Annotated in this window: 23 protein-coding genes and 1 pseudogene; 21 read left to right on the top strand and 3 right to left on the bottom strand. The window is 54.2% G+C overall.

What is annotated here, in order from left to right; translation table 11 throughout:
* The first annotated feature begins 28 nt into the window (after window positions 1–28).
* The 3 genes from IAD09_05790 (at window position 29) to ybaK (ending at window position 4033) form a co-directional block, all read left to right on the top strand.
* Window positions 29–3145 (top strand): efflux RND transporter permease subunit, encoded by a 3117-nt coding sequence (locus tag IAD09_05790; GenBank protein HIT81732.1) that lies wholly within the window; start codon window positions 29–31, stop codon window positions 3143–3145.
* An 11-nt stretch (window positions 3146–3156) separates the two neighbouring features.
* Window positions 3157–3450 (top strand): hypothetical protein, encoded by a 294-nt coding sequence (locus IAD09_05785; protein HIT81731.1) that lies wholly within the window; start codon window positions 3157–3159, stop codon window positions 3448–3450.
* Between the two features lie 103 nt (window positions 3451–3553).
* Window positions 3554–4033, top strand: a complete 480-nt coding sequence (gene ybaK / locus IAD09_05780; GenBank protein ID HIT81730.1) for a Cys-tRNA(Pro) deacylase — start codon at window positions 3554–3556, stop codon at window positions 4031–4033.
* Here ybaK and nth read toward each other — a convergent pair.
* The gene (gene nth / locus IAD09_05775) at window positions 4030–4680 is read right to left on the bottom strand and encodes an endonuclease III (GenBank protein ID HIT81729.1); all 651 of its coding nucleotides are present in this window, start codon (window positions 4678–4680) and stop codon (window positions 4030–4032) included. The genes ybaK and nth overlap by 4 nt on opposite strands.
* 77 nt (window positions 4681–4757) lie before the next feature.
* Window positions 4758–5777: a phenylalanine--tRNA ligase subunit alpha gene (gene pheS / locus IAD09_05770; protein HIT81728.1), complete on the bottom strand. Its 1020-nt coding sequence runs from the start codon at window positions 5775–5777 to the stop codon at window positions 4758–4760.
* A 117-nt stretch (window positions 5778–5894) separates the two neighbouring features.
* Between pheS and tilS the strand changes: the two genes are divergently transcribed.
* From tilS to IAD09_05680, 18 genes and pseudogenes are all read left to right on the top strand, one after another.
* Window positions 5895–7232 carry a tRNA lysidine(34) synthetase TilS gene (gene tilS / locus IAD09_05765; GenBank protein ID HIT81727.1) on the top strand — a complete coding sequence of 446 codons (1338 nt, stop codon included), beginning with the start codon at window positions 5895–5897 and terminating at the stop codon, window positions 7230–7232.
* A gap of 213 nt (window positions 7233–7445) precedes the next feature.
* A complete protein-coding gene (rho, locus tag IAD09_05760; protein HIT81726.1) occupies window positions 7446–9398 on the top strand; it encodes a transcription termination factor Rho in 1953 nt (650 codons plus the stop codon).
* Between the two features lie 132 nt (window positions 9399–9530).
* Complete coding sequence (locus IAD09_05755; protein ID HIT81725.1) at window positions 9531–9818, top strand: HU family DNA-binding protein; 288 nt, start codon at window positions 9531–9533, stop codon at window positions 9816–9818.
* Complete coding sequence (locus IAD09_05750) at window positions 9815–11407, top strand: HU family DNA-binding protein (GenBank protein HIT81724.1); 1593 nt, start codon at window positions 9815–9817, stop codon at window positions 11405–11407. The genes IAD09_05755 and IAD09_05750 overlap by 4 nt, the downstream gene beginning before the upstream one ends.
* Before the next feature lie 164 nt (window positions 11408–11571).
* Window positions 11572–12567 (top strand): MoxR family ATPase, encoded by a 996-nt coding sequence (locus tag IAD09_05745; GenBank protein HIT81723.1) that lies wholly within the window; start codon window positions 11572–11574, stop codon window positions 12565–12567.
* A 30-nt stretch (window positions 12568–12597) separates the two neighbouring features.
* Complete coding sequence (locus IAD09_05740; protein HIT81722.1) at window positions 12598–13467, top strand: DUF58 domain-containing protein; 870 nt, start codon at window positions 12598–12600, stop codon at window positions 13465–13467.
* Window positions 13468–13506: 39 nt separating this feature from the next.
* On the top strand, window positions 13507–14613 hold the full coding sequence (locus IAD09_05735; GenBank protein HIT81721.1) for a DUF4381 family protein: 1107 nt from the start codon (window positions 13507–13509) through the stop codon (window positions 14611–14613).
* Window positions 14610–15593, top strand: a complete 984-nt coding sequence (locus tag IAD09_05730; GenBank protein ID HIT81720.1) for a VWA domain-containing protein — start codon at window positions 14610–14612, stop codon at window positions 15591–15593. The genes IAD09_05735 and IAD09_05730 overlap by 4 nt, the downstream gene beginning before the upstream one ends.
* 12 nt (window positions 15594–15605) lie before the next feature.
* Window positions 15606–16631, top strand: coding sequence for a VWA domain-containing protein (locus IAD09_05725; protein HIT81719.1), 1026 nt, complete (start codon window positions 15606–15608; stop codon window positions 16629–16631).
* Between the two features lie 12 nt (window positions 16632–16643).
* On the top strand, window positions 16644–17444 hold the full coding sequence (locus IAD09_05720) for a tetratricopeptide repeat protein (protein ID HIT81718.1): 801 nt from the start codon (window positions 16644–16646) through the stop codon (window positions 17442–17444).
* 67 nt (window positions 17445–17511) lie between these two features.
* Window positions 17512–19335 (top strand): protein BatD, encoded by a 1824-nt coding sequence (locus IAD09_05715; protein ID HIT81717.1) that lies wholly within the window; start codon window positions 17512–17514, stop codon window positions 19333–19335.
* Between the two features lie 15 nt (window positions 19336–19350).
* The gene (locus tag IAD09_05710) at window positions 19351–20109 is read left to right on the top strand and encodes a tetratricopeptide repeat protein (GenBank protein ID HIT81716.1); all 759 of its coding nucleotides are present in this window, start codon (window positions 19351–19353) and stop codon (window positions 20107–20109) included.
* Between the two features lie 63 nt (window positions 20110–20172).
* A complete protein-coding gene (locus tag IAD09_05705; GenBank protein ID HIT81715.1) occupies window positions 20173–20853 on the top strand; it encodes a phosphatase PAP2 family protein in 681 nt (226 codons plus the stop codon).
* 170 nt (window positions 20854–21023) lie between these two features.
* Window positions 21024–21278 carry a DNA-binding protein gene (locus IAD09_05700; GenBank protein ID HIT81714.1) on the top strand — a complete coding sequence of 85 codons (255 nt, stop codon included), beginning with the start codon at window positions 21024–21026 and terminating at the stop codon, window positions 21276–21278.
* 112 nt (window positions 21279–21390) lie between these two features.
* Entirely contained in the window at window positions 21391–22530 is a 1140-nt protein-coding gene (locus IAD09_05695; protein ID HIT81713.1) for a universal stress protein, read from the top strand.
* 57 nt (window positions 22531–22587) lie between these two features.
* Window positions 22588–22983: pseudogene (locus IAD09_05690) on the top strand (hypothetical protein).
* A gap of 18 nt (window positions 22984–23001) precedes the next feature.
* Window positions 23002–23409, top strand: coding sequence for a hypothetical protein (locus IAD09_05685; protein HIT81712.1), 408 nt, complete (start codon window positions 23002–23004; stop codon window positions 23407–23409).
* On the top strand, window positions 23409–24608 hold the full coding sequence (locus IAD09_05680) for a hypothetical protein (protein HIT81711.1): 1200 nt from the start codon (window positions 23409–23411) through the stop codon (window positions 24606–24608). Before IAD09_05685 ends, IAD09_05680 begins: the two co-directional genes overlap by 1 nt.
* A gap of 12 nt (window positions 24609–24620) precedes the next feature.
* Here the strand turns inward: IAD09_05680 and maf are convergent, their stop codons facing one another.
* Entirely contained in the window at window positions 24621–25199 is a 579-nt protein-coding gene (maf, locus tag IAD09_05675) for a septum formation protein Maf (GenBank protein ID HIT81710.1), read from the bottom strand.
* Window positions 25200–25203: the final 4 nt, after the last annotated feature.

Here is a 25203-nt window from a genome sequence, read left to right as displayed (position 1 = left end):
CGTCTTACCTCTTCAAAAAAACAACAATATGAGTCTCTATTCCACCGCGGTCAAGAAACCCATTACGACGGCCCTCTGTTTTGTCGCAGTCGTGGTGATAGGTCTTTTCTCGTTGACCCGCCTCTCCATCGACTTGTTGCCGAATATCGAGACCAACACGATCATGGTGCTTACCTCATATCCCGGTGCCAGTGCCGCCGATATTGAGACCAACGTCACCAAAATCATGGAGAACACGCTCAACACCGTGAGCGACCTCAAAGACATCTCTTCGCAATCGAAAGAAAACCTCTCGATTGTCACGCTCGAATTTGAGTATGGTACCGACATCGACGTGGCTACCAACGATGTGCGTGACAAAATCGACATGATACGCTCCACGTTGCCCGACAATGCCGGTACGCCGGTGCTCTTTAAGTTCGGTACCGAGGATATTCCTATTGTCATACTCTCTGTTACCGCCGAGGAGAGCATGCCCGGTCTCTACAAGATTCTCGATGACAAGGTGGCCAATCCGCTGAAACGTATCTCGGGAGTCGGTGCCGTTTCCATCTCGGGTGCACCCGAGCGTGAAATCCAGGTCTATTGCGACCCGAATAAACTCGAAGCCTATAATCTGTCGGTCGAGACCATCTCGTCGATTATCGCCAGTGAGAACCTCAATACGCCCGGCGGTAGTTTCGACATCGGTTCCAATACCTATTCGTTGCGTGTGCAAGGAGAGTTCTCCGACCCTCACCAGCTCAACGACATCGTTGTGGGCACCTACAACGGCAGCTCGGTCTATCTGCGCGACGTGGCCCGGGTGGTCGACTCGGTCAAGGAGCGTGAGCAAGAAGCCTACAACAACGGCAAGCAGGGCGGTATGATTGTGATACAGAAGCAGTCGGGGGCCAACTCGGTAAACATTGCCAACGAGGTGCTCGAGAAATTGCCTGTCATACAGTCGACGCTTCCTTCCGACGTCAAACTCGGTATCATCATCAATACCTCTACCAACATCGAGAATACCATCAGCAGCCTTGTCGAAACGGTGCTGGTGACCTTCGTCATTGTGATGCTCGTCGTGCTGTTCTTCCTCGGCCGCTGGCGCGCCACCTTCATCATCATCATCACGATACCTATTTCGCTCATTGCCTCGTTCTGTTACCTGTTGGTGTCGGGAAATACCCTCAACATCATATCGCTCAGTTCGTTGAGTATTGCCATCGGTATGGTGGTCGATGATGCCATCGTGGTGCTCGAAAACGTGACCAACCACATCGAACGGGGAAGTGCACCCAAACAGGCCGCCGTGCATGGTACCAACGAGGTGGCCATCTCGGTTATCGCGTCGACACTCACCATGTTGGCCGTGTTCCTGCCATTGACCTTGATTACCGGTATGGCGGGTGTCCTCTTCCGTCAGTTGGGCTGGATTGTCAGCATCATCATGATTATATCCACGATAGCCGCTCTCTCGCTTACTCCCATGCTCTGCTCGCAGTGGTTGCGGCTCAATCCCAAGAAAGGTCGCATCTACAAGTTGATATTCACCCCCATCGAACGGGCACTCGATGCCCTTGACTTGGGCTATGCCCGCCTGCTCACCTGGGCGGTAGGTCACCGCACGCTGGTGGTGGTGATGGCTATCCTGGTTTTCGCGGGCAGTATGATGTTGACCAAGGTGATTCCCTCTGAGTTTTTCCCCACGCAAGATAATGCCCGTGTGGCCGTGAACATAGAGATGCCCATCGGCACGCGCACCGAGATTTCTCGCGACGTGGCGTTGCGTGTCACCAAGGAGTTCCGGGAAAAATATCCCGAGATAAAAACCATCAACTTCACCGTAGGACAGGCCGATACCGACAACACCTACGGCTCGATACAGGAAAACGGTACGCACATCGTGTCGATGAACATCGACCTTCTGAGTGTCGGTGACCGTGAACGCGGTTTGCTCGAAATCTGTGAGTCGATGCGTCACGACCTGAGCAAGTATGTCGAGATAAAAACGTTTGAGGTCCTCGCCGGTGGAGGAACCGGAGGTATGGCCTCTCAGTCTTCGGTCGATGTCGAGATTTACGGCTATGATTTTATGACCACCGACCGCATTGCCCGTGAAGTGCAACAGGTGATGAACAAGATGAGGAGCTGCTCGGGAACAAGCATCAGCCGAGAGGATTATATTCCCGAATACCATGTCGATTTCGACCGCGAGAAACTGGCCTTGCACGGCTTGAACGTGGCTACGGCGTCGGCCTATCTGCGAAGCCGCATCAATGGTACTACCGCCTCATATTACCGTGAAGACGGCGAAGAGTATGACATCACGGTGCGTTATGCTCCCGAATACCGCCAGTCGATTGAGGACATCGAGAACATCGTCGTTTACAACGCGGCGGGAAACGGCGTCCGCATACGCGAACTGGGAACCGTTGTCGAACGCCTTACTCCGCCCACCATCGAGCGCAAGAACCGCGAACGCGTTGTGACCGTTACCGGATATGTGGCTCCCGATGCCGCCCTGGGTACTTTGGCCAACGAGGTAAGGGCCGCCCTTGCCGAAATCGACCTTCCCTCTGATGTCTCTGTCACGCTGGCTGGTTCGCTCGAAGACCAGCAAGACATATTCAGCGACCTTCTGATTTTGGCCGCCATGATTGTCCTGCTCGTTTTCATCGTGTTGGCTGCCCAGTTTGAGTCGCTCACCTATCCCTTTATCATCATGCTTTCGCTGCCTTTTGCGGCGACCGGCGTATTCCTGGGATTGGCCGTGACGGGCACCCCCCTGAGCGTCATGGCACTGATAGGTCTGGTCATGCTGGCCGGTATCGTCGTAAAGAACGGTATCGTGCTTATCGACTACACCAATCTCAATCGTGAGCGAGGATATTCCATCACCTATTCGGTCATACATGCCGGCCGCTCCCGTCTGCGTCCTGTGTTGATGACAACCCTCACGACGGTATTCGGTATGATACCTATGGCCATGGGAACGGGCGAGGGTTCGGAGATGTGGCGCCCCATGGGTATGACCGTGGCATGGGGGCTCTCGGTATCGACCTTGATTACCTTGCTTATAGTCCCCGTGGTCTATGCCATCTTTGCCAAGAATGGCGTTGTGCGCACGCGCAAAAAGCTGCAAAAGAAGTATAACAACTAAACGACATTCCGATGAAAGCCTTATTTATAGTCTTTGACCAAGCCCATTACGAAGACGTCTACAATGTACTCACCCACAATAACTGCCGGGGATTTACCTATTGGCAAGATGTGCAGGGGCGCGGTTCCAAGTCGGGAGAGCCCCATTACGGGTCTCATGCCTGGCCGAGCATGAACTCGGCGATTCTCTCCATCGTCGATGAGACCCGGTTGGGCATCGTGCTCAAAGCCCTGCATACCCTCGATGAGGCCAAACCGGCTCTCGGCCTGCGCGCTTTTGTCTGGGACATCGAGAAAGCAATTTGATTTTTCACCCTCTTTTATTTGCAATCCGCCCTTCGATAAATTATTGAAGGGCGGATTCTTTTTGTCCGAAACATCGTATCTTTGTCGCGTAAAAGCAGTCGGTATGAAAATCAACAAGACCAACGCGGCCCGCCTCCTCGACAAGGCCGGAGTATCCTACGAACTGATTCCTTATGAAGTCGACCCCGAGAATCTGGCGGCCACCCATGTGGCCGAGCAGTTGGGCGAAGAGATAGAACGGGTTTTCAAGACATTGGTGTTGCGGGGCGACCGCAACGGCATATTTGTGTGCGTCATACCCGGCGACATGGAGGTCGACCTCAAAGCCGCCGCCAAGATATCGGGCAACAAGAGTGCCGAGATGATTGCCATGAAAGAACTGTTGCCTACGACCGGATACATACGGGGCGGCTGCTCGCCGATAGGCATGAAAAAGCATTTTCCCACTTATTTCCATGCGACGGCGCTCGATTATGACTTTATCTATGTGAGTGCCGGAGTGCGGGGGTTGCAGATAAAGATAGCCCCGCGGCTGCTTATCGATTTCGTGTCGGCCGAGGTGGGTGAGATAGCGACACGTTAAGAATTCTCTTTCTCTTTTTTTATGAAATAGGCGCATGCGTTTTTCAGGCCGCAGTCGTCGCATTTGGGATTGCGGGCCGTGCACACATAGCGGCCGTGCAGAATGAGCCAGTGATGGGCAATCGGCAGGAGATGGCTCGGAATGTGCTTTACCAGCGTGCGCTCGGTTTCGAGCGGCGTTTTCGAGTGGCGGGTAAGACCGATGCGGTTCGACACGCGGAAGACGTGGGTGTCTACGGCCATCGCCTCCTTGTTGAAGGCCACAGATGCCACCACGTTGGCCGTCTTGCGTCCCACGCCCGGTAATTTTTGCAACTCTTCGACCTCCTGGGGCATGATGCCCCCGAAGTCGCTGAGGAGTTTTTGGGCCATACCCACCAGGTGGCGCGCCTTGTTGTTGGGGTATGAGACGCTTTTGATGTAGGGGTAGACCTCTTCGGGAGTCGCCCCGGCAAGAGCCTCGGCGGTGGGATATTTCTCAAACAGGGCCGGGGTAACCAGATTGACCCGCTTGTCGGTGCATTGTGCCGACAGGATAACGGCAACAATCAACTGGTAGGGGTCTTGGTAATGCAATTCGGTCTCGGCCACGGGCATGTTTTTGGAGAACCATTCGATGACGGCCCGGTAGCGCTCTTCTGTTTTCATCTCTTCTTTATGATATGACATACCCCTCGCCGGGAAGGGGAGGGGTATGGCGGTGTTCTGTCTTGTGCGAAAAGAAATCAGTGTGCCGACTCAAACTCTTCGAGGAAACGTTGGTCGTTCTCGGAGAAGAGCCGCAGGTCTTTTACGCGGTATTTGAGGTTGGTGATGCGTTCGATACCCATGCCGAGGGCATAACCGGTATATACCTTGCTGTCGATGCCGCAGGCGTCGAGCACGTTGGGGTCGACCATGCCGCAACCCAGTATCTCCACCCAGCCCGTGTGTTTGCAGAACGAGCAACCTTTTCCGCCGCACAGGTCGCACGAGATGTCCATCTCGGCACTCGGCTCGGTAAACGGGAAGTAGGAGGGACGCAGACGTATCTTGGTCTCGGGACCGAACATCTCTTTGGCAAAGAACAACAGCGCCTGTTTCAGGTCGGCGAATGTCACGTTCTTGTCGATGTAGAGTGCCTCAACCTGGTGGAAGAAGCAGTGGGCGCGGGCCGAGATGGCTTCGTTGCGGTAGACGCGTCCCGGGCAGATGATGCGAATGGGGGGCTGGGCGTGTTCCATCACGCGGGTCTGTACCGACGAGGTGTGGGTGCGCAGCAGCACATCGGGCGAACGTTGAATGAAGAACGTGTCCTGCATGTCGCGGGCGGGGTGGTCTTCGGCAAAATTCAGCGCCGAGAACACATGCCAGTCGTCTTCGACTTCGGGGCCTTCGGCGATAGAAAATCCCAAACGGCCGAAGATGTCGCATATCTCGTTGCGTACCAAGGAAATGGGGTGGCGTGTACCCAATGCGACGGGGTAGGCCGTGCGGGTGAGGTCGATGGTGTTGTCGGCTTCGGTTTGCTCGTTGAGCTTTTCGCGCAACGCATTGATTTTTTCTGTTGCCATCTCTTTCAACTCATTCAGCCGTTGGCCGATTTCGCGTTTGTTCTCGGCGGCAACATTTCTGAAATCGTTGAAGAGCTGCGATATTTCCCCTTTTTTACTCAGATATTTGATGCGAAGATTTTCCAACTCTTCGGCTTTTGAGGCCGAGAGGGCTTCGATTTCTTCTTTCAGTCGGTTTATTTTTTCTATCATGACTTGATGATATTTCTGTTTCAGGTGCAAATTTAATAATATTGGTGCGGATAATGACCCGATTGCGACGAAAAACGAAAAAAAATTTATATGTTTGTGTAAAATATCCGATACCGCATGGACAATCGACAAACGCTTCTCGCCCGCGTGCGCCAGTACATCGCGCAGCACATTCCGCTCACGCCGCAACAACTCGTCTTGGTGGGGTTGAGCGGCGGGGCCGACTCCGTGGCCCTGCTCTCGATACTCACGTCGCTGGGCTATCGCTGTGAGGCTTGTCACTGCAATTTCCAGTTGCGGGGCGAAGAGTCGGTGCGCGACCAGCAGTTTGCACGGGAGGTGGCCGCCGAGATGGGGGTGCCTTTTCGCGAGATAACGTTCGACACGATGTCCTATGCCTCGGCCAACAAGGTGTCGGTCGAGATGGCTTGTCGGGAGTTGAGGTATGAGTGGTTTGAGCAGCAGCGTCGGGAGGCCGGTGCCGCTTATGTGGCGGTGGCTCACCATCGCGACGACTCCATCGAGACGATGTTGCTCAATCTCATTCGCGGAACGGGCATTACCGGTCTCACCGGCATACAGCCACTCAGCGGGAAAGTGATTCGCCCCCTATTGTCGCTCAGTCGGGCCGAAATAGAGACCTACCTCTTCGATTCCCATCTCACTTATATCGTCGATAGCACCAATCGGGAGCCCCTTTACACCCGCAACAAGATTCGGTTGCAGTTGCTGCCCCTCATGCAGTCGATCAATCCTTCGGTCTACGAATCCCTGGCCCACACGGCCGACTATCTGCGCGAAGTCGAGTCGATTTACCGCGTGGCTGTCGATGATTACAGGCAACAGCTGCTCACCTCTTGTGATGACGGGCTGCACATCGACATAGAACAGTTGCGCGCATTGCCCGGAGCCCGCACCCTGTTGTTTGAAATCATCAGGGAATATGGCTTCCACTCCTCACAACTCGATGATATATGGGCCTCGCTCGATGCGCCGTCGGGGCGATTTTTCGATGCTCCGGTCTATCGGTTGCTCAAAGACCGCACCGATTTTGTCCTTTACCCCCATCGTTCCGAGAAGATAGTCCGTCTCATCGAGTATGGCACATTGTCGGTCGATTATCCCGTGAAACTCACGCTCACCCTGCATGATGCAGAAGGTTACCAGATTCCGCGCCGTCCCGACACCGCCTGTTTCGATGCCGGGCTCCTGCCGTTCCCCCTTCTCCTGCGCACCTGGCGGGAAGGCGACAAGTTCCGCCCCTTTGGCATGAAAGGCCGTCAAAAGTTGAGTGACTATTTCAACAACAACAAGTACACCCTTTCGCAGAAACAGTCGACCTGGCTCCTTTGTGCCGGAGAAGAAATCGTGTGGATTGTCGGCGAACGCAGTTCCGACGGGTATAAAATCACGCCCGAGACCCGTCAGATTTGGGAAATCAGATGTGAAAAATAATTAACATAAAAACTTCTTGCCTATTTCGGCTGTTATGTCGAAAAAATCCAATATATTTGCATCGGAATAGGGATCGACCCAGTTTTTTCAAATTACACCTGTTCCGTCATCTTATTATTAAAATCATATTCTATTGATGCAGCATGATAGACCTTTCGGTGCGAAAGGTTGTCGTATGTTTGACTGGCTGCAATGAAAATACCCTTGAATTTTATGTATAACATTCTGGAACTGAAAGACAAAGATCTCGATGAATTGCAAAGTATTGCCCGGGAAATGAACCTCGGCGATGTAAATTTCCCCAACAAAGACGAGTTGGTATATGCCATACTCGACCAGCAAGCCATCGATATGGCCGGCAAGCGGAGCGCCGCCAGGGAGAACAAGGCAAATGCCAAACGTGCCGAAAAAGCCCCTGCCAAGGCTGCCGAGACCGCCCCGTCAGAAAATGCGCCCGAAAAACCTGCCCGTGGTCGCAAGCCGAAAAACAAACCGGCCGAAGAGTCCCAGTCCGCTCTCCCGGTAACCGAAGTCGCCGAAGCCCCGGCAACCGATTCAGCCCCCAAAACACGCCGGGTACGTTTCTCACACCCGGCCCTCACCGAGCAGGTGGAGATTGCTTATTCCGGAAATACTCCCGCAGAATCGCCGGCGACCGAAACAGAACCGAAAGAGAACCTTCAATCTCAATCTCCCGCCGAAACGGCAAACGATATTGCCCCCGAGGTGAAACCTCGTGGACGTCGTCCCAAAATACAGAAACTCAACGCAGAACCGGCCGATGCCGAATCCAAACAAGTTCCAGCCGCCGCACCCGAGCAGGCTGCCCCCGCATCGGTGGCCGAAGAGGGTGAAACGCCGCGCAGGGAAGAAGACGTTCAGGCCAGGCCCGTCGTCGAAAACAATGTGCACTTGCAGACGTTCTTCCCCCGCAGTGAACGCCAGCGTTTTGTGCCCCGTGGAAAAAACAATGCCGCACAAGGAAACACCGACAACGTCCCCGCTCCGATATATCGGCCGCAAGTCCCCGAGAAAGTATTCGATTTCGACGGCATACTCTCCGGTGTCGGTGTGTTGGAGATGATGCCCGACGGGTATGGATTCCTTCGCTCGTCCGATTATAACTATTTGGCTTCGCCCGACGACATTTATGTCTCGCCCGCCCAAGTCAAGCTTTTCGGCCTGAAAACGGGCGACGTGGTAGAAGGTCCGATACGCCCCCCGAAAGAAGGCGAGAAATATTTCCCCCTCGTGAAAGTCGACCGCATCAACGGCCGCTCGCCCGAGTATGTGCGCGACCGCGTGCCCTTCGACCATCTCACCCCCCTCTTCCCCGAGGAAAAATTCAACCTCACCGGTAAAAGTCAGGGCAACGACATCTCGTGTCGCGTCGTCGATATGTTCGCCCCCATCGGTAAAGGCCAGCGCGGACTCATTGTCGCCCAGCCCAAGACCGGTAAAACGATGCTGCTCAAAGACATTGCCAACGCCATTGCCGCCAACCACCCCGAGGTGTATATGATGATATTGCTCATCGACGAACGCCCCGAAGAGGTAACCGACATGGCCCGCAGCGTCAAGGCCGAAGTCATCTCGTCGACCTTCGATGAGCCGGCCGAGCGTCACGTCAAGGTCGCCAGCATTGTGCTCGAAAAAGCCAAACGCATGGTCGAGTGCGGTCACGATGTCGTCATACTGCTCGACTCCATAACCCGCTTGGCTCGCGCCTACAATACGGTGTCGCCGGCCTCGGGCAAGGTGCTCTCGGGCGGTGTCGATGCCAATGCCCTGCACAAGCCCAAGCGTTTCTTCGGAGCGGCCCGGAACATCGAGAACGGAGGTAGCCTCACGATTATCGCCACCGCACTCACCGATACCGGCTCGAAGATGGACGATGTCATTTTCGAAGAGTTCAAAGGTACCGGCAACATGGAGTTGCAACTCGATCGTAAATTGTCGAACAAGCGCATCTTCCCCGCCGTCGACATTACCGCGTCGAGCACCCGTCGCGATGACTTGTTGCTCAGCCAGGATACCCTCAACCGCATGTGGATTCTCCGCAAGTATCTCTCCGACATGAATTCGATCGAGGCGATGACCTTTATCAAAGACCGCATGGAGAAGACCTCTTCCAACGAAGAGCTGCTGCTTTCGATGAACGATTAGTTCGGCACATTCCCGCTATATCCACGCTCGCCCCGGCATTTCTTGTCGGGGCGACCTATTTTCAGGCGGATATTTGGCCGTTTGAGAAAAAAATAGTAATATAGCAGTTTAAAACCAAAAACATCGTCTGTCGTGGAACACAAACAGTTTTTTTCGATTTTGCAAGAGCGGCTTGCAAAAGACAAGAAGAGCGTCGATGCCCTCTATTCGGGGCTGTTGCAAATCATCAAGGAGCGCAGCATCTCGATGGATTCGGTTTCGATACAAGGATTCGGAACCTTTGAGCCGCGCAAGAAGCTCGAACGCATCACCGTCAACCCCGCGACAGGAAAACGCATGCTTATTCCCCCGCGCATTGTGCTCACCTTCAAGCCCGGAGCCGTGTTGAAAAATCGTATTAAAGAGAATTCTGCCCGATGAATGCCAAAATATCCCTTCCTGAATTGATAGACTTGCTGAGCCGTAAGTGTAATTGCACCAAGAAGGAGGCCGAGCAGTTCTTGAAAGAGTTTTTCTCGTTGGCTTCCGATACCGTGTCGCAGGGCGAAAATCTGAAAATCAACGGGCTGGGTCAGTTCCGCTCGGTGTGGGTGGAGCCTCGTGCCAGCGTCAATGTCCGCACGGGAGAGCCCATGGAAATACCCGGCCATTACAAACTCTCGTTTGCGCCCGACAAGACCATGCGCGAAGCCGTCAATGCCCCCTTCTCTTGTTTTATTCCCGAGGTGTTGCCCGATGATGCCCTCCCCGATGAAATCGCTGCGAGCGACGACAACGACTCTGCCGACGAGACGGAAGAGGAGGAGATGGTCGAGGTCGGCATCATGACCGACGAAGAGACTTCGCCGGAAGAGACGACGGCCGCCACTTGCCAAACAGTCGCGGCCGTCCCCGAGAGCGCTGCCCCCGATGCCGAAATCTCCGCAGAGACTTCGCAAGAACCCGATGGGGCAGAACCGACGCCCGAACCCGTTGCCGCTACCGATGAAGCGGGCCGGGAGGAGATTCTCTCCGAGCCCGAGGTTGAAAATATCGACGAATCCGAGGCCGGAAATGCCGGAATGACAACCGATGAGGAGGCCGGTGGCCAACCCGGTGAGGAAGAGGAAGAAGAGGTGAAAAAACTTACCGAAGAAGAGTTGGACGCTTTGGCCGATTTCGTTTTCGAAAAGATTGTCGCCGAGGCTCAGGCCGCAGCCGAAGAGGTCGCTCCAAAAAACAACAGGGAAGATGCTGCGACCTCTGCCGGAAAAACAGAAGTCGAGTTCCCCGGTGAAACTGCCTGTGAGCCCGAATCCCGGAGCGAGTCGTGTGAGCCCGAAGGCGCCGGCATGGAAACTGCCGCTGTTGCCGAAACAGCCCCCTCTGACTCATCGGAGGTATCCGCGACTCGTGTCGCAAACGGGCCCGAAGCAACCGACTACGAAGAAGATGAAGAAGACGACGATGCGCCCTCGATGTGGGACAAGATGCAATGTCGCCCCATACTCACGACCCTCTGCGCCATCTTGTTTTTGCTTCTGATTTTGGCCGGCGGTACACTCTGGAACCTGAACCGTCGCGGCATCACCCTGAGCGATGCGTGGAACTATTATTTCCCCACGGAACAACCGTCGGTGGCAGAGACGGCACGCGAAGCGACGCCCCATTCGACCGAAGAAGAAACCCTCCCGGCCGAGAACAATCCGGCACCGACAGTTGTTTCTGAAAAAGAAACGACCCCTGTTGCCGACCCCGTCGACGTGCAGGCTTTACCCCCGATTGCCGTGCACCGTCTTGGCCGTGGCGACCGCCTCACGCTGTTGGCACTCGAATTTTATGGCAGCAAAGATTTCTGGGTTTACATCTATGAAGAAAACAAAGATGTAATGCCCAATCCCAACCGTCTCTCGATAGGTCTCGAAGTGAAGATTCCCGACCCGCGTAAATACGCTATCGACGCGGACAGCCCCTCTTCGTTGGCCAAAGCCAAAGCCTTTGCCGATGTGCTGAACGAGAAATTCGATTAGCCCCTCCAACAGGTCGCCGTTTCGTACCGAAGCGGCGACTTAGTTTTTTTTAATAGATAGTTGTTATTGATTTAACACTCTAATTGTTAAATGTGAAATAATCATTTCTATTTTTGCATCAGAAAAAAAGAAAATTGTCTAATCCATAGAAAACTCGATAAATTATGAGCCAGACAGTAGATATCAGGGAGCTTAATGAGCTGATTGCCAGTAAAAGCTCATTCGTAAACATGATTACCATGGGCATGGACCGCGTCATCGTGGGACAGAAACATCTCGTCGATTCGTTGATGATAGGTCTCCTGTCCAACGGACATATCTTGCTCGAAGGTGTGCCGGGATTGGCCAAGACCCTTGCCATCAAGACGTTGGCGTCGCTCATCGATGCCAAGTACAGCCGCATACAGTTCACGCCCGACTTGCTCCCGGCCGATGTGGTGGGAACCATGGTATATAGCCAGGCCAAAGAGCAGTTTTTGGTAAAAAAAGGCCCGGTTTTTGCCAACTTCGTCCTGGCCGATGAAATAAACCGTGCCCCGGCCAAAGTGCAAAGTGCGCTGCTCGAAGCCATGCAGGAGCGTCAGGTCACCATCGGGGAGAATACCTACAAGCTCGATGACCCGTTCCTCGTCATGGCCACCCAGAACCCCATCGAGCAAGAGGGTACCTATCCGCTTCCCGAAGCTCAGGTCGACCGTTTCCTGCTCAAAGTCATCATCAACTATCCCAAGAAAGAAGAAGAAAAACTCATCATACGCCAGAATATCGCCGGAGAAAAAGCCGAGGTGAAACCCGTGCTGAAAACCGAAGACATCATCGAAGCCCGCAAGGTGGTGCAACAAGTGTATATCGATGAGAAAATAGAACGCTACATCGTCGACATCGTCTTTGCCTCGCGTTTCCCCCAAGACCACGGTATGGCCGACCTCAAAAATATGATCGCCTTCGGGGCCTCCCCCCGTGCCTCCATCAATTTGGCTTTGGCCGCCCGTTCCTATGCCTTCCTCAAACAACGCGGATATGTCGTTCCCGAAGATGTGCGTGCCGTATGCCACGACGTCATGCGTCACCGCATCGGCCTTACCTATGAAGCCGAGGCCAACAACATCACCACCGAAGAAATCGTCAGCGAAATCCTCAACAAGGTCGAAGTGCCTTAATCGCCGCGTTACCCGCAAAGGAGTATTATTATGGACACAACCGAGTTGCTGAAAAAGGTCCGTCGCATCGAGATAAAGACGCGCGGACTTTCTCGAAACATTTTTGCCGGGCAATACCATTCGGCCTTCAAAGGGCGGGGTATGGCCTTCTCGGAGGTGCGCGAATACCAGTATGGCGACGATGTGAGAGACATCGATTGGAATGTGACCGCCCGGCAGCAGCGTCCTTATGTCAAGGTTTTTGAAGAGGAACGCGAAATGACCGTTATGTTGCTGGTCGATGTCTCGGCCAGTCGCAATTTCGGCGCCGTGGGTGAAATGAAAAAAGAGATGATGACCGAGATTGCCGCCACGTTGGCCTTCTCTACCATACAGAACAACGACAAGATAGGTGTCATCTTTTTCTCCGACCGCATCGAGAAATTTATACCCCCCAAGAAGGGAAAGAAACACGTCCTCTACATCATACGCGAGCTCATCGATTTCACCCCCGAGCACACCGGTACCGACCTCTCCCAAGTCTTGCGTTACCTTACCAATGCCATCAAGAAGCGTTGCACGGTATTCCTCATTTCCGATTTCATCACCCCCGAAGATTTTTCCGGGGCCATGACCATCGCCAACCGCAAGCACGATGTCGTTGCCATACAGGTCTATGACAAGCGTGAGGCCGAGTTGCCTCGCGTGGGGCTGGTCAAGTTGCACGATGCCGAGCGGGGAGGCGATGTATGGGTCGATACCTCTTCGCGGCGGGTGCGCGAAAACTATGCCGCTTGGTGGAACGAACGGCAGGCGCAGATGGACGAATCGCTGAAAAAAAGTCGCGTCGACATCACCTCGGTAGCTACCGACGAAGATTTCGTCGTGGCGTTGATGAACCTTTTTAAACGCCGTTTATAGAATAGAAAGAAGGAAAAGAATATGCGACTAAGAAATAAAATCACACGACGCATCGCACTCAGCCTCCTGGCTCTTGTCGCCATCATGGCGACCGGAACGCCGGCTCGGGCGGTTGCTGCCGATGTGTCGGTGCATGCGTCGATTGACTCGCTGACCCTGTGGATGGGAGAGCAGACCCGCATACGCCTCGAAGTGGCCCAAGATGCCGGCGACCAGGTGTGGCTTTTACCCACTTTTGCCGACACCCTTGTCCGGGGAATAGAGATACTCGAAGTGTCGCGTCCCGACACGACCGACTTGGGGCAGGGCCGCATACAAATCGACCGCAGCCTGTTGGTTACCTCGTTCGACTCGGGCTTTTTCTATATTCCGCCCTTCCGCTACCTGTCGGGAGTCGATACCCTCACGACCGAAGCCCTCAGTCTTAAAATTCTTCCCATGGACGTCGATACCACGCAGTCCATTGTCGACATCAAGGGGGTGCGGGCTCCTTCGTCGGCTTGGTGGCTTCTCCTGTGGGACAACATGCCGTTGTGGGGTTGGATAGTGTTGTTGGTTATCCTTCTGGCAGCCTTGGCCTACATCGCTTACCGAATCTATGTGAAGCGGTTTGCCCGCAAGCGCGAAGACGTGTCGCCCGAGGAACTCCTTCCCCCGCACGAAAAAGCCCTCATGGCTCTCTCCCAATTACGCGACGAGAAGTTGTGGCAGGGGGGGCGTGAAAAAGAGTATTATACCCATCTTACCGATATTTTGCGGGAGTATCTCTCGGGTCGTTTTGGCATTCAGGCCATGGAGATGACTTCGGCTCAAATCGTCGAAGCACTGCGTTCGAACCAGGAAACCCGCCTTTTCAACAAGCAGATGAAGGAGATTCTCGAAATGGCCGACTTCGTGAAGTTTGCCAAGCTCAAACCGGCTCCCGACGACAATGAGTCGGCCATGCGCAATGCCGTTTCCTTCGTCGAGGAGACGCGACCGCAGGAGGTTCCCGCCGGTGACCCGGCCACGCCTGCCGACGGTTCGCCTGCCGACTCGGCGGTTCAGGGTGCCCCTGCTGCCAAAGAAACAACCCCGGAAGTCTCCGACACCCAATCGGAAAGCGACTGGGAAAAATATGGACCCTCAAATAAGCCTCGATTATGAATTTCGCACACCCGTCATACCTGTGGCTTTTCTTGCTCTTTATCCCGGCCGTGGTGTGGTATGTCTACAAGTACAAGAAAGCCGAAGCCTCGTTGCAGATTTCTTCGACCTTTGCATTCGACCGCATGGGCAACAGCTATAAGAAATATCTGCGGCATCTGCTCTTTGTCCTGCGTCTTGCCACGGTAGCCTGCCTTATTGTCGCCTTGGCACGTCCGCAATCGACCGACTATTGGAGCAACCAGTCGACCGAGGGTATCGACATTGTCGTCACGCTCGACATTTCGAGCAGTATGTTGGCCCGTGACTTTCAGCCCGACCGCATCGAAGCGGCCAAGGACGTGGCCGCACAATTCATCTCCGGCCGCACTACCGACAACATCGGTATGGTCATCTTTGCCGGGGAGAGTTTTACCCTCTGTCCCATGACCACCGATCGGGCTGTCCTGCTCAACATGCTTAAAGAGGTGCGTTGCGGAATGATTGACGACCCCACCGCCATCGGCGATGCTCTGGCTACGGCCGTCAGCCGCATCAAGGAGGGCCCGGCCAAGTCGAAGACCATCATTCTCCTCACCGATGGTACCAACAATGCCGGCGATATAACCCCCGAGACCGCGGCACAGATTGCCGCGACGTTTGGCATCAGGGTCTATACCATAGGCGTGGGCACCAAGGGAGAAGCTCCCTATCCCGTACAGACGCCTTATGGCATAACCTACCAGAACGCACCGGTCGAAATCGATGAGGTCACGTTGCAGAAAATCGCCGATACCACCGGCGGCGAATATTTCAGGGCGACCAGCAAGGACGTCTTGAAACAGATTTTCTCCGAAATCGACAAGCTCGAAAAAACCAAACTTGTCGTCAAGGAGTTCAGTAAAAAAGAAGAACTGTTCCTCCCCTGGGGTATGGCGGCTCTGCTGCTGTTGCTGGCCGAGATGCTTTTGCGGCACACCCTGCTGCGCAATATCCCATAAAAAACGATTGCCATGTTCCGATTTGCCAACCCCGAATATCTTTATCTGCTGTTGCTCCTGCCGGCTGTGTGGATTCTTTATTTCTATGCCCGGTGGCGCAACCGTCGCAATATGGCCCGCATGGGACGTGCCGATGTGCTGCAAGAACTCATGCCCGACGTCTCGCACTATAAGCCCGGCCTGAAATTTTTCCTCCAACAACTGGCGTTGTTGATACTGGTCTTTCTCGTAGCCCGTCCGCAGATGGGAGCCAAGGTCGAAATCGTCAAGCGCCAGGGGGTCGAAATCATGATAGCCCTCGATGTCTCCAACTCGATGATGGCGCAAGACATTTCCCCGTCGCGTCTCGACCGTTCCAAGATGCTGTTGTCGCGTTTGCTCGACGACCTCGACGACGATAAGGTGGGGCTTATTGTCTTTGCCGGAGATGCCTACATACAACTTCCCATCACGACCGATTTTGTCTCGGCCAAGATGTTCCTTTCCAATATCTCGCCCACGATGGTCCCCACGCAGGGTACCGCCATCGGGCAGGCCATACGCTTGGCCATGAACTCTTTCTCGCCCGACGAGAGTGCCGACAAGGCCATTATCGTCATTACCGATGGCGAAAACCATGAAGGCGATGCCGTTGCCATGGCCGCCGAAGCGGCGAAGCGCGGCATAAAGGTCGATGTCATTGGTATCGGTTCGCCCAAGGGCGCTCCCATACCCATGGGCAATCAGGAAGGCGATTTCCGCAAAGACCGTGACGGGAATGTGGTGATTACCAAGCTCAATGAGCAGATGGGACAAGAAATCGCCCGGGCCGGCGAGGGCCTCTATGTGACGGCCGATAACACCAACGGTGCGTTGCGCGCGTTGCTGGGAGAAGTGAAGAAAATGAAAAAGTCCGATGTCGAAAGCAAAGTATATTCAGAGTATGACGAGCAATTCCCGTTGCTGGCATGGATAGCGCTGGCGTTGCTCCTCTTCGATATTTTTGTCCTCGACACCAAAAACAAACTCATGAAGAAGGTCAATTTCTTTGATAAGTAAAACGTCGTTGTCATGAAGCGGAAAATCTGTTACCTCATTGTCGGAGCGGCCGTTGCCCTGATGTCCTCGTCCGGGGTGGCGGCACAAGACGTCGATGCCAAGACGGCGCGGCAGAAATTGCGTGCCGGCAATGATGATTATAAAAACGAAAAATATACCGAGGCCGAAATCAATTATCGCCGTTCGCTCGATGCCGACCCCTCCTCGTCGATGGCGGTTTATAATATAGGCAACGCCCTCTTTCGTCAAGGCAAGTATGACGAGGCCGCCCGGCAGTATGAGAACCTCACCGGCCGGGAACGTCCCGCCGATGAGAAGACCGTGTCATCGGCCAACTGGTACAACCTGGGCAATTCGCTCTACATGCAGGAGAAGTATGCCGAGAGTATCGAGGCTTATAAGAACGCCTTGCGTCGTAATCCCGACGATCACGAGGCACGCTACAATTTGCGCATGGCCCAGTTGAAGTTGCAACAACAACAGCAACAGCAGCAGGACAATCAACAGCAGCAACAGAACCAAAACCAGCAGCAGAACAACCAGCAGAACCAGAAGAACAACGAGCAAAACCGCGACAAGGACAAGGAGAATCAGCAAAATTCTTCCCAACAGCAGCCCAATCCGAATCAGCAGAATCAAGACCGGCAGGAAGAACGTCCGGCCGACAGTGGGCAGCCGCAGGGAACCATGTCGCCCGAGAATGCCCAGCAGATTCTCGATGCCATGCAGCAAGACGAGAAAGCCACCCAGGAAAAAGTGCAGAAAGCCTTGCTCGAACAGCGGCAGAAACGTAAAACCGATAAAGAATGGTAATCGCGGCGGGCAGTGGAACGCAAGTTGCGCTTTCTGCTGTCGGTCGACCTGTATATAAAGTAAAAAGATGAAGATACGACGAATAGTTCTTACACTAACGGCCTGTCTGGCAATTCTCTCGCCCGTAGTGGCCGAAGAGGTGCGTTTTTCGGCCGCAGCCCCCAAGCAGGTGATACAAGGTCAGCAATTCCAAGTCGTTTATACCTTGCAGAATGCCGACGGGAACGAATTCAGGGCTCCCGATTTCTCCGGCTTTTCGGTCTTGTTCGGCCCCGCCACCTCGCAAAGCACGCAGGTGTCGATTGTCGGGGGCAAGATGACAAAGACCAATGAGTATTCCTATACCTATACGCTCCGTGCCGACAAAGAGGGAAATTACACCTTTGCCGCGGCAACCATTCTCGTCGATGGGAAACAGCTCACGTCGAACTCTTTGAACATTCAGGTGCTTCCTCCCGACAAGAATGCGCCGGCCGCTTCGCCGGGAAGCGCCTTCGGGCGTTCCTCGACACCATCGTCGCAGGTGGTCGAGCCCGAGTTCTTTGCCCGTCTCATTCTCTCCAAGACCAGCGTGTATGAGCAAGAACCCATATTGGCCACGGTCAAGGTCTACCTCCGTGGCGGGAACCTGCTGGGAATACAGAATGTGGTCCTGCCCAGCTTCGACGGTTTTGTCTCGCAAGAAATCGACTTGGGCAATCTACAAGTCGAGCTCGAAAATTATAACGGCAACAACTATCAGACCGTAGCTCTGAGGCAGGTGTTGCTCTATCCGCAACATGCCGGTGATTTGGAGATTTCTTCGGGTAAGTACGATGTGTCGATTCTTGTCGAACGGGCCATGCCGGGCATATTCCGCATGATGGGCGGGACGCAGGAGCTGGTGCGTTCGGCCACGACGGCCCCGGTTACCGTGAAAGTGAAACCCCTGCCCACACCCAGGCCCGCTTCTTTTATGAATGCCGTGGGCTCGAATCTCAAACTCACGTCGTCGTTGAGCAGCGAAACGCTTACCGCCAACGAAGCCGCCACCCTGAAACTGACCCTCTCGGGAACGGCCAATCTCAAATATGTGAAGAATCCCGAGGTGAAATTCCCCGTCGATTTCGATGTCTATGACCCCAAAATATCGACCGACCTTAAAAATACCCCCTCGGGTGTGAGCGGTACCCGCACGGTTGAATATACCGTCATACCCCGCAGCGCGGGAGAATTTACCATTCCTCCGGTCGAGTTTACCTATTTCGACTTGACGACCCGCCGATACAAGACTCTGCGCACCGAAGAGTATCATGTGAACGTTTCTCGCGGCGATGGCAACGAAAATTCGGTTGTCCTGGCCAATTTCTCCGACAAGGAAGCAGTAAAACATCTCAATCAGGATATACGCTATATCAAATTGGGTGATTTGCAGCAGGAAAAAGTGCAGACATTCTTCTATGGCTCGTGGGGCTATCGCCTCTGCTATTTGGTGCCCCTGCTTTTGTTGGCAGCTTTCCTGTTGCTCAATTACCGAAAGGCCCGTGAAAATGCCAATGCTGCCCGGCTTAAAACCAAGAAGGCCAACAAGGTGGCCATACGCCGTTTGAAGATTGCCGGCAAATATCTCAAAGAACGTAACAGCGAACGCTTCTACGATGAGACGCTCAAAGCCCTGTGGGGATATATCGGCGATAAGCTTTTGTTGCCTGTTTCAGAACTTTCCCGCGACAATGTCGCCGCCAAACTCTCGGCCTATGGCGCCGATGCCTCGCTCATCGAACGCGTGATGCAGGTGGTCGATACCTGTGAGTTTGCCCGTTACGCCCCGTCGCAGAGCGATGAGGCGATGGACCGCCTCTACGACGAGACCCTCGATGTGATAGGGAAAATGGAGAATGTCAAACGATAAACGACTACGACTATGATGTGCATAAGAAAATATATGGCAATGATGTTTCTCGCCCTGCTCTGCACGGTAACGCCGGCCGGAGCCCAGTCTCTTGTCTCACAAGCCAACGAGGCTTATCGCAATGGCGATTATGCCCGGGCTGTCGAGCTCTATGAGCAGTCGGGCGAGCAGGACGGCACTTCGGCGGCCTATTTCTACAATTTGGGAAATGCATATTACAAGAGCGGGCTCTATCCGCGAGCCATACTCAATTACGAGCGGGCCCTGTTGCTCGACCCCGGAAACGATGACGTCCGTTTCAACCTCGAAATGGCGCAGGCCCGCATTGCCGATAAAATCGAACCCTTGGGCACCTTTTTCCTCGACCAGTGGTTCACGACGCTGCGCAACCTCTTTTCGTCGAATGTGTGGGCGGTCATTGCCGTGGTGGCCTTCCTCATTTTCCTGGCCGGCGGGGTCGTCTATTTCTTCGTCGATCGTGTCGTGTGGCGCAAGATAGGTTTTTTTGCCGGCCTTCTGGCTTTGCTTATTACGATTGGAGCCAACCGGTTTGCCTCGGTGCAGAAGCAGCAGCTTACCCGGCGTGAGAGCGCCATCGTCTTCGCCCCGACCATTATTGCCAAGAGTTCCCCATCGGAGAGCGGTACCGACCTGTTTGTCCTCCATGAGGGGACCAAGGTCTACATCGTCGACCGTGTGGGAGAGTGGAGCGAGATTCGTCTCGAAGACGGAAATCGCGGCTGGATTCCCACCGACCGCCTCGAAGTGATATAGGAGGGCACAAAAGTTGTCCACGGCTTGCCCGGGCACGGTAAATAAGCTATCTTTGTCTCCGTTATGCTCGATGTGTTACAGGAACTCGACCGCTCCCTGCTGCTTTTCTTCAATCAGGGACACTCTCTCTACTGGGACCAGGTGATGTGGATTTACACCGGGAAAGTGGTGTGGATTCCGTTGGTGCTTTCGATGGCGTTTGTTGCTTTCCGCGCCGGCGGGTGGAAAAACGGCTTGTGGCTCATCGCGGTAGCGGCTTTGGTGGTGCTCTTGTGCGACCAGTTCTCCTCTTCGGTATGCAAGCCGCTTTTTGCCCGTTTCCGTCCGGCGCGGGACCCCGATTTCTCGGCATTGGTGACGATTGTCAATGGGTACCGCGGCGGCTTGTACGGATTTTTTTCGAGCCATGCGGCCAATGCGGCCGGTATCGTCGTTTTCACGACGATGCTTTTCCGCAATCGCACCTACACCGTAACGGCCGTGATATGGGCTTTGCTCACCTGCTATTCGCGGCTCTATTTGGGCGTGCATTATCCCGGCGACATATTGGTGGGTTTGTTGTGGGGCTCGCTCGTGGGGTGGGGCGGAGCTCGTCTCTTCCTTTTCGTGCGTTCCCGTTTTGCCCCGGGAACCCCTTCGCCTTATGCCGGCAGTCGTTGGGTGAACCTCATTACGGCGGTGGTGTATGCGACATTCCTTTTTATTCTGCTGGCGGCTCCCTCACTCAATTTTACCCTTCATTGATTCTTTGCCGGCTTATTTGCGATACCCCTATATAATAAATACTTATGGCGCCGGCCATGAAAATGTGTGTAAAAAAACGCCGATTTATTTGCTTTTCCCGAATATTAAAATTATATTTATTGCCGGAAAACAACCAAAAGAAGAGTTTAACCCATTAAAATTTTAAGACCATGCCAAAGACAATCACTTTCAACGAACTTCGTCGTATCAAAGATAGTTTACCCGACGGTTCCATGCACCGTATCGCCGATGAATTGAATGTAACCGTCCAAACCGTACGCAACTATTTCGGCGGCAACAACTATGAATTCGGTAAAAACTGCGGTCTCCACATCGAGCCGGGTCCCGACGGCGGTATCGTAGTCCTCGACAACACGACCATCTACGATATGGCCATGAAGATTCTCGAAGAAGAGAACGCATAGCGCTCCGTGGGCGGAGGGCACCCTCTGCACCCCTCTCTATTTATTGAACAGAAATCACGTCGGGTTGATTCTGTTTGCACCACAAAGGTTTCATATTTAAATCCTTACAATTATGAGTGAAGACAGATTAATAACCGTTGCGATATATACCTATGAGAAAGCTCAGATTATCAAAGGTATATTGGAGAATGAAGGCATACCGGTAGCTATCCAGAATGTCAATCTGATTCAACCGGTGGTTTCTTCTGGGGTGCGTATCCGTATTCGCGAGAATGATTTGCCGCGTGCCCTCAAAATACTCGAAGACAGCCCTATCTTCGAAGATTTGTTGCAAAATAAAAAATCGGAGAATCGAGAGAACCAGATTTTGGTTCCCGTCGACTTCTCCGATTATTCTATCAAGGCATGCCGCACGGCTTTTACCATAGCCGGTTCGCTCAAAGCCAAAGTCGTCTTGCTGCACACCTACCTCATTCCCGATTTCATGAGCATGCTCTCGGCTACCAGTGTATTCTCCATCGAGGCTGTCAATGACAGCGATATGGAAATGTACAAGGAGATACGCCGCCAGGCCGAGCAGGACATGAAGAAATTGCTCGAAGCCCTCAACAAGGAGGTAAAACTGGGACGCCTGCCCGACGTCGAGGTAGAACCGGTGTGGAAAGACGGCATACCCGAAGACGAAATTTACCGTTATGCCAAGGTCAATCGTCCGTTGCTCATCGTTATGGGTACCCGAGGAAAGGGGCGCAAAGAGAGTGACCTCATAGGTAGTGTGACGGCCGAAGTTTTCGAGTCGGCTTGTGTCCCGGTATTGGCCATTCCCGAGAACGTACCTTTCGTCGGTTTCGAAAGTGTGAAAAGCATCGCCTTCTTCACCAATTTCGACCAACAGGATTTGTTGGCCGTAGATACTTTCATGCGGCTCTTCTCGGCATTCCGTTTCAGCGTCCATTTCGTGCATATCCAGTCACAGCGTGATGTGTGGGACGATGTACGGCTGGCGGGAATGAAAGACTATCTCGAAAAACATTACGAAGGGTATGAAGTCAGCTGCTCGCTCATCAAGAAGGAGGAGAATCTCCTCGATGAGCTCCAAGCCTTTGTCGAGAGAGAGAAAATCGACCTTTTGGCCATGTCCACACGCCGGCGCAACGTTTTCGCCCGTCTCTTCAATCCCGGGCTGGCCCACAAGATGATTTTCCACGCCGACACGCCATTGCTTGTCATACCGGCAGCCGGCAATGTCTAAAACCTCAAAAGAAAGCGGGTGCTTGCACCCGCTTTTTTCTTCACAAAATCGGTCATCATGTTCACAACAGCCATTCCCGTCCACCGTGTCACGCCCGAGAAAATCGAGCAACTTGGCGAGAAAGATATTTTTGTATTCGGTTCGACCCTCATGGGAACCCATTTCGGCGATGCCGCGCAAGTCGCCTACGAGAAGTTCGGCGCCGGAGGCGTTGCCGAGGGGCTGAAAGGCTCGGCTTATGCCATTCCCGTGGTAAGAGCCGGTGTCGATATGGTGAAACCCCACATCGATACCTTTCTGTCGTTTGCCCGTTCTCACCCCGAATATCACTATTTGGTGACCCGCATCGGTTGCGGAATTGCCGGCTTTTCCGACGAGGAGATAGCCCCGCTTTTTGCCCCGGCCGTAGAGATGGAACAGGTCTCCCTGCCGGCCTCATTTTGGAAAATCTTGTTGCGGCGGGGACTCTTTATGCCCCGCCTGCCCCAAGAGCGCATCGCGTCGGACCACATCGACCACCTTGCCGAGAACGAAATCTTTGTCTTTGGCAGTAACTTGGCTGGAAAACATTATGGCGGAGCCGCTTTTGTGGCCAATAAGAAATTCGGCGCCGAGTGGGGCGTGGGGAGCGGCCTTACCGGGCAGACCTATGCCATACCCACCATGCGGGCCGGCGTGGAGATGATAAAACCTTATGTCGACGAGTTCTTGGCCTTTGCCCGCAACCACCCCGAATATCGTTTTCTGGTGACCCGCGTCGGTTGCGGGATTGCCGGCTTTTCCGACCGTGAGATTGCTCCGCTCTTCCGCGAGGCGGCTGACATCGCCAATATAGCTTTGCCGCTTTCGTTCTGGCGAGTTATTTTTTCTATCGATTGATGCCGAAACTCTACCTTTTCAATCCCGAAAACGATTTGGCTTTGGCCGACGGGGGAAAATCTTATACACCGCCGCCTTTGGCACGGGCCATTGCGCACGATTTGTCGACACTCCCCGTGTGGTATGCCGGCGACGGCGATGCCGTGTGCCTGCCCGCGTTGCAGTTTGCCCGGCCGTTGGAGCCGTTCCTGGATAAACTGGAAATAGGGCGGCGGTTTTGCGTACCACATGCATTGCCGTCGGATATTTCGGCGTGTTTGCCGTGGGGGTGGAGTCCCGAAGCGGCACAGCGCCTCCTGCGTTATGGTGCGCCCGCTCACGCATTGCCCACGGGCGAGATGCTCGCCCGTCAACGATGGTGGGCCCATCGCATACGCACCCGTGAGTTGTTGACGTATTTGCGTGACCGGTCGGTCGATGTCCCCGACGAATTGCCGACACTCTTTTCCCGGGAGGAGGAGGTGGCCCGTTTTGTCACCCGACACGAGCGGGCCATGCTCAAAGCCCCCTGGTCGGGTAGCGGCAAGGGGTTGTGCTTCACGCGGGGCGACTATGACTTGGTAACCCGTCGCTGGGTACAGGGAGTGCTTCGCCGGCAAGGCGAGGTGGTGGGCGAACCCTTCTTCGACAGGGCGGTGGATATGGCGATGGAGTTTTACTCCGACGGGAATGCCGTCACGTTTGCCGGATATTCTTGGTTCGTGACCGATGCGCGGGGCGCATACAAAGGAAATTATCTGCTCCCCGACGCGGAGATAGAACGGCGCTTGTCGGCCTACCTTCCTCTTGGTGATGTGCGGCGGCTGAGAGAACAACTCGAAACTTTCTTCACCCGTCACGTCGCGACGGTTTATCGCGGGTATTTCGGGGTCGACATGATGATATACCGCCGGGTCGGGGCATGGGCGTTGCACCCTTGCGTGGAGATAAACCTGCGCATGAGCATGGGCATGGTGTCGCGACTTTTCCATGACCGCTATGTGGCTGAGGGGAGCGAGGGCGTCTATCGGGTGGAGTATTTTACCGACCCCGAACGACTTCTGTCCGACCATTGTCACTGGCAGGCCGTTGCCCCTTTGCAGTATGCCGGCACGCGCATCGAGAGCGGGTACCTGTCGCTCAATCCCATATATCCCGATACCCGTTACCGGGCATCGGTCGAGATACATCGCGCATCGGCCGGTGAGACGGGGCTGTAAGGGACGTCTCCCCTAAAATTTTTTCAGCTCTTGGTAGAGGCGTTGTATGGGCAGTCCCATGACGTTGTAATAGGAGCCTTGTATGCCGGTGACCCCCACATAACCTATCCATTCCTGTATGCCATAGGCGCCGGCCTTGTCGAGCGGCGCGTATTTCTCGACATAATAATCGATTTCCTCGTCGGTGAGTCGGGCAAACGAGACCTCGGTCGACGTGGCAAACGATACCTCTTTGTCGCAGGTGGCGATGGTTACGCCGGTGATGACCGTGTGGGTGTTGCCCGAGAGGGCGCGCAGCATGGCGCGGGCATCGTCCTTGTCGTGCGGCTTGCCGTAGACTTTTCCGTTGAGCCACACGATGGTGTCGGCCGTGATGAGCAGGGTGCGCCCCGTGAGGAGGCTTTTGTAGGCTTGCGCCTTCTCCCGGGAGATGAAGACGGGAATCTCTTCACCTTGCAGCGAGTCGGGATAACTTTCGTCGATGTCGGGCAGCACGCACACCCGGTAGGGAATGTCGAGCCCGGCCAGCAGTTCTTTGCGCCGGGGCGAATTGCTCGCCAGTATGATGTCGTAATTTTTCAGAAAATCCATATCC

Source organism: Candidatus Caccoplasma merdavium (assembly GCA_018715595.1).
GTDB classification, from domain to species: domain Bacteria; phylum Bacteroidota; class Bacteroidia; order Bacteroidales; family UBA11471; genus Caccoplasma; species Caccoplasma merdavium.
The sequence above is the reverse complement of the archived record's forward strand: the minus strand, read 5'-3'. Positions and strand labels throughout refer to the sequence as shown.

What these genes read in the sequence shown, in the direction of transcription:
- IAD09_05790 (HIT81732.1), top strand. Translation starts at nt 29, where the DNA reads ATGAGTCTCTATTCCACCGCGGTCAAGAAACCCATTACGACGGCCCTC.
- IAD09_05785 (HIT81731.1), top strand. Translation starts at nt 3,157, where the DNA reads ATGAAAGCCTTATTTATAGTCTTTGACCAAGCCCATTACGAAGACGTC.
- ybaK (HIT81730.1), top strand. Translation starts at nt 3,554, where the DNA reads ATGAAAATCAACAAGACCAACGCGGCCCGCCTCCTCGACAAGGCCGGA.
- nth (HIT81729.1), bottom strand. Translation starts at nt 4,680, where the DNA reads ATGAAAACAGAAGAGCGCTACCGGGCCGTCATCGAATGGTTCTCCAAA.
- pheS (HIT81728.1), bottom strand. Translation starts at nt 5,777, where the DNA reads ATGATAGAAAAAATAAACCGACTGAAAGAAGAAATCGAAGCCCTCTCG.
- tilS (HIT81727.1), top strand. Translation starts at nt 5,895, where the DNA reads ATGGACAATCGACAAACGCTTCTCGCCCGCGTGCGCCAGTACATCGCG.
- rho (HIT81726.1), top strand. Translation starts at nt 7,446, where the DNA reads ATGTATAACATTCTGGAACTGAAAGACAAAGATCTCGATGAATTGCAA.
- IAD09_05750 (HIT81724.1), top strand. Translation starts at nt 9,815, where the DNA reads ATGAATGCCAAAATATCCCTTCCTGAATTGATAGACTTGCTGAGCCGT.
- IAD09_05745 (HIT81723.1), top strand. Translation starts at nt 11,572, where the DNA reads ATGAGCCAGACAGTAGATATCAGGGAGCTTAATGAGCTGATTGCCAGT.
- IAD09_05740 (HIT81722.1), top strand. Translation starts at nt 12,598, where the DNA reads ATGGACACAACCGAGTTGCTGAAAAAGGTCCGTCGCATCGAGATAAAG.
- IAD09_05730 (HIT81720.1), top strand. Translation starts at nt 14,610, where the DNA reads ATGAATTTCGCACACCCGTCATACCTGTGGCTTTTCTTGCTCTTTATC.
- IAD09_05725 (HIT81719.1), top strand. Translation starts at nt 15,606, where the DNA reads ATGTTCCGATTTGCCAACCCCGAATATCTTTATCTGCTGTTGCTCCTG.
- IAD09_05720 (HIT81718.1), top strand. Translation starts at nt 16,644, where the DNA reads ATGAAGCGGAAAATCTGTTACCTCATTGTCGGAGCGGCCGTTGCCCTG.
- IAD09_05715 (HIT81717.1), top strand. Translation starts at nt 17,512, where the DNA reads ATGAAGATACGACGAATAGTTCTTACACTAACGGCCTGTCTGGCAATT.
- IAD09_05710 (HIT81716.1), top strand. Translation starts at nt 19,351, where the DNA reads ATGTGCATAAGAAAATATATGGCAATGATGTTTCTCGCCCTGCTCTGC.
- IAD09_05705 (HIT81715.1), top strand. Translation starts at nt 20,173, where the DNA reads ATGCTCGATGTGTTACAGGAACTCGACCGCTCCCTGCTGCTTTTCTTC.
- IAD09_05700 (HIT81714.1), top strand. Translation starts at nt 21,024, where the DNA reads ATGCCAAAGACAATCACTTTCAACGAACTTCGTCGTATCAAAGATAGT.
- IAD09_05695 (HIT81713.1), top strand. Translation starts at nt 21,391, where the DNA reads ATGAGTGAAGACAGATTAATAACCGTTGCGATATATACCTATGAGAAA.
- IAD09_05685 (HIT81712.1), top strand. Translation starts at nt 23,002, where the DNA reads ATGCCCCGCCTGCCCCAAGAGCGCATCGCGTCGGACCACATCGACCAC.
- IAD09_05680 (HIT81711.1), top strand. Translation starts at nt 23,409, where the DNA reads ATGCCGAAACTCTACCTTTTCAATCCCGAAAACGATTTGGCTTTGGCC.
- maf (HIT81710.1), bottom strand. Translation starts at nt 25,199, where the DNA reads ATGGATTTTCTGAAAAATTACGACATCATACTGGCGAGCAATTCGCCC.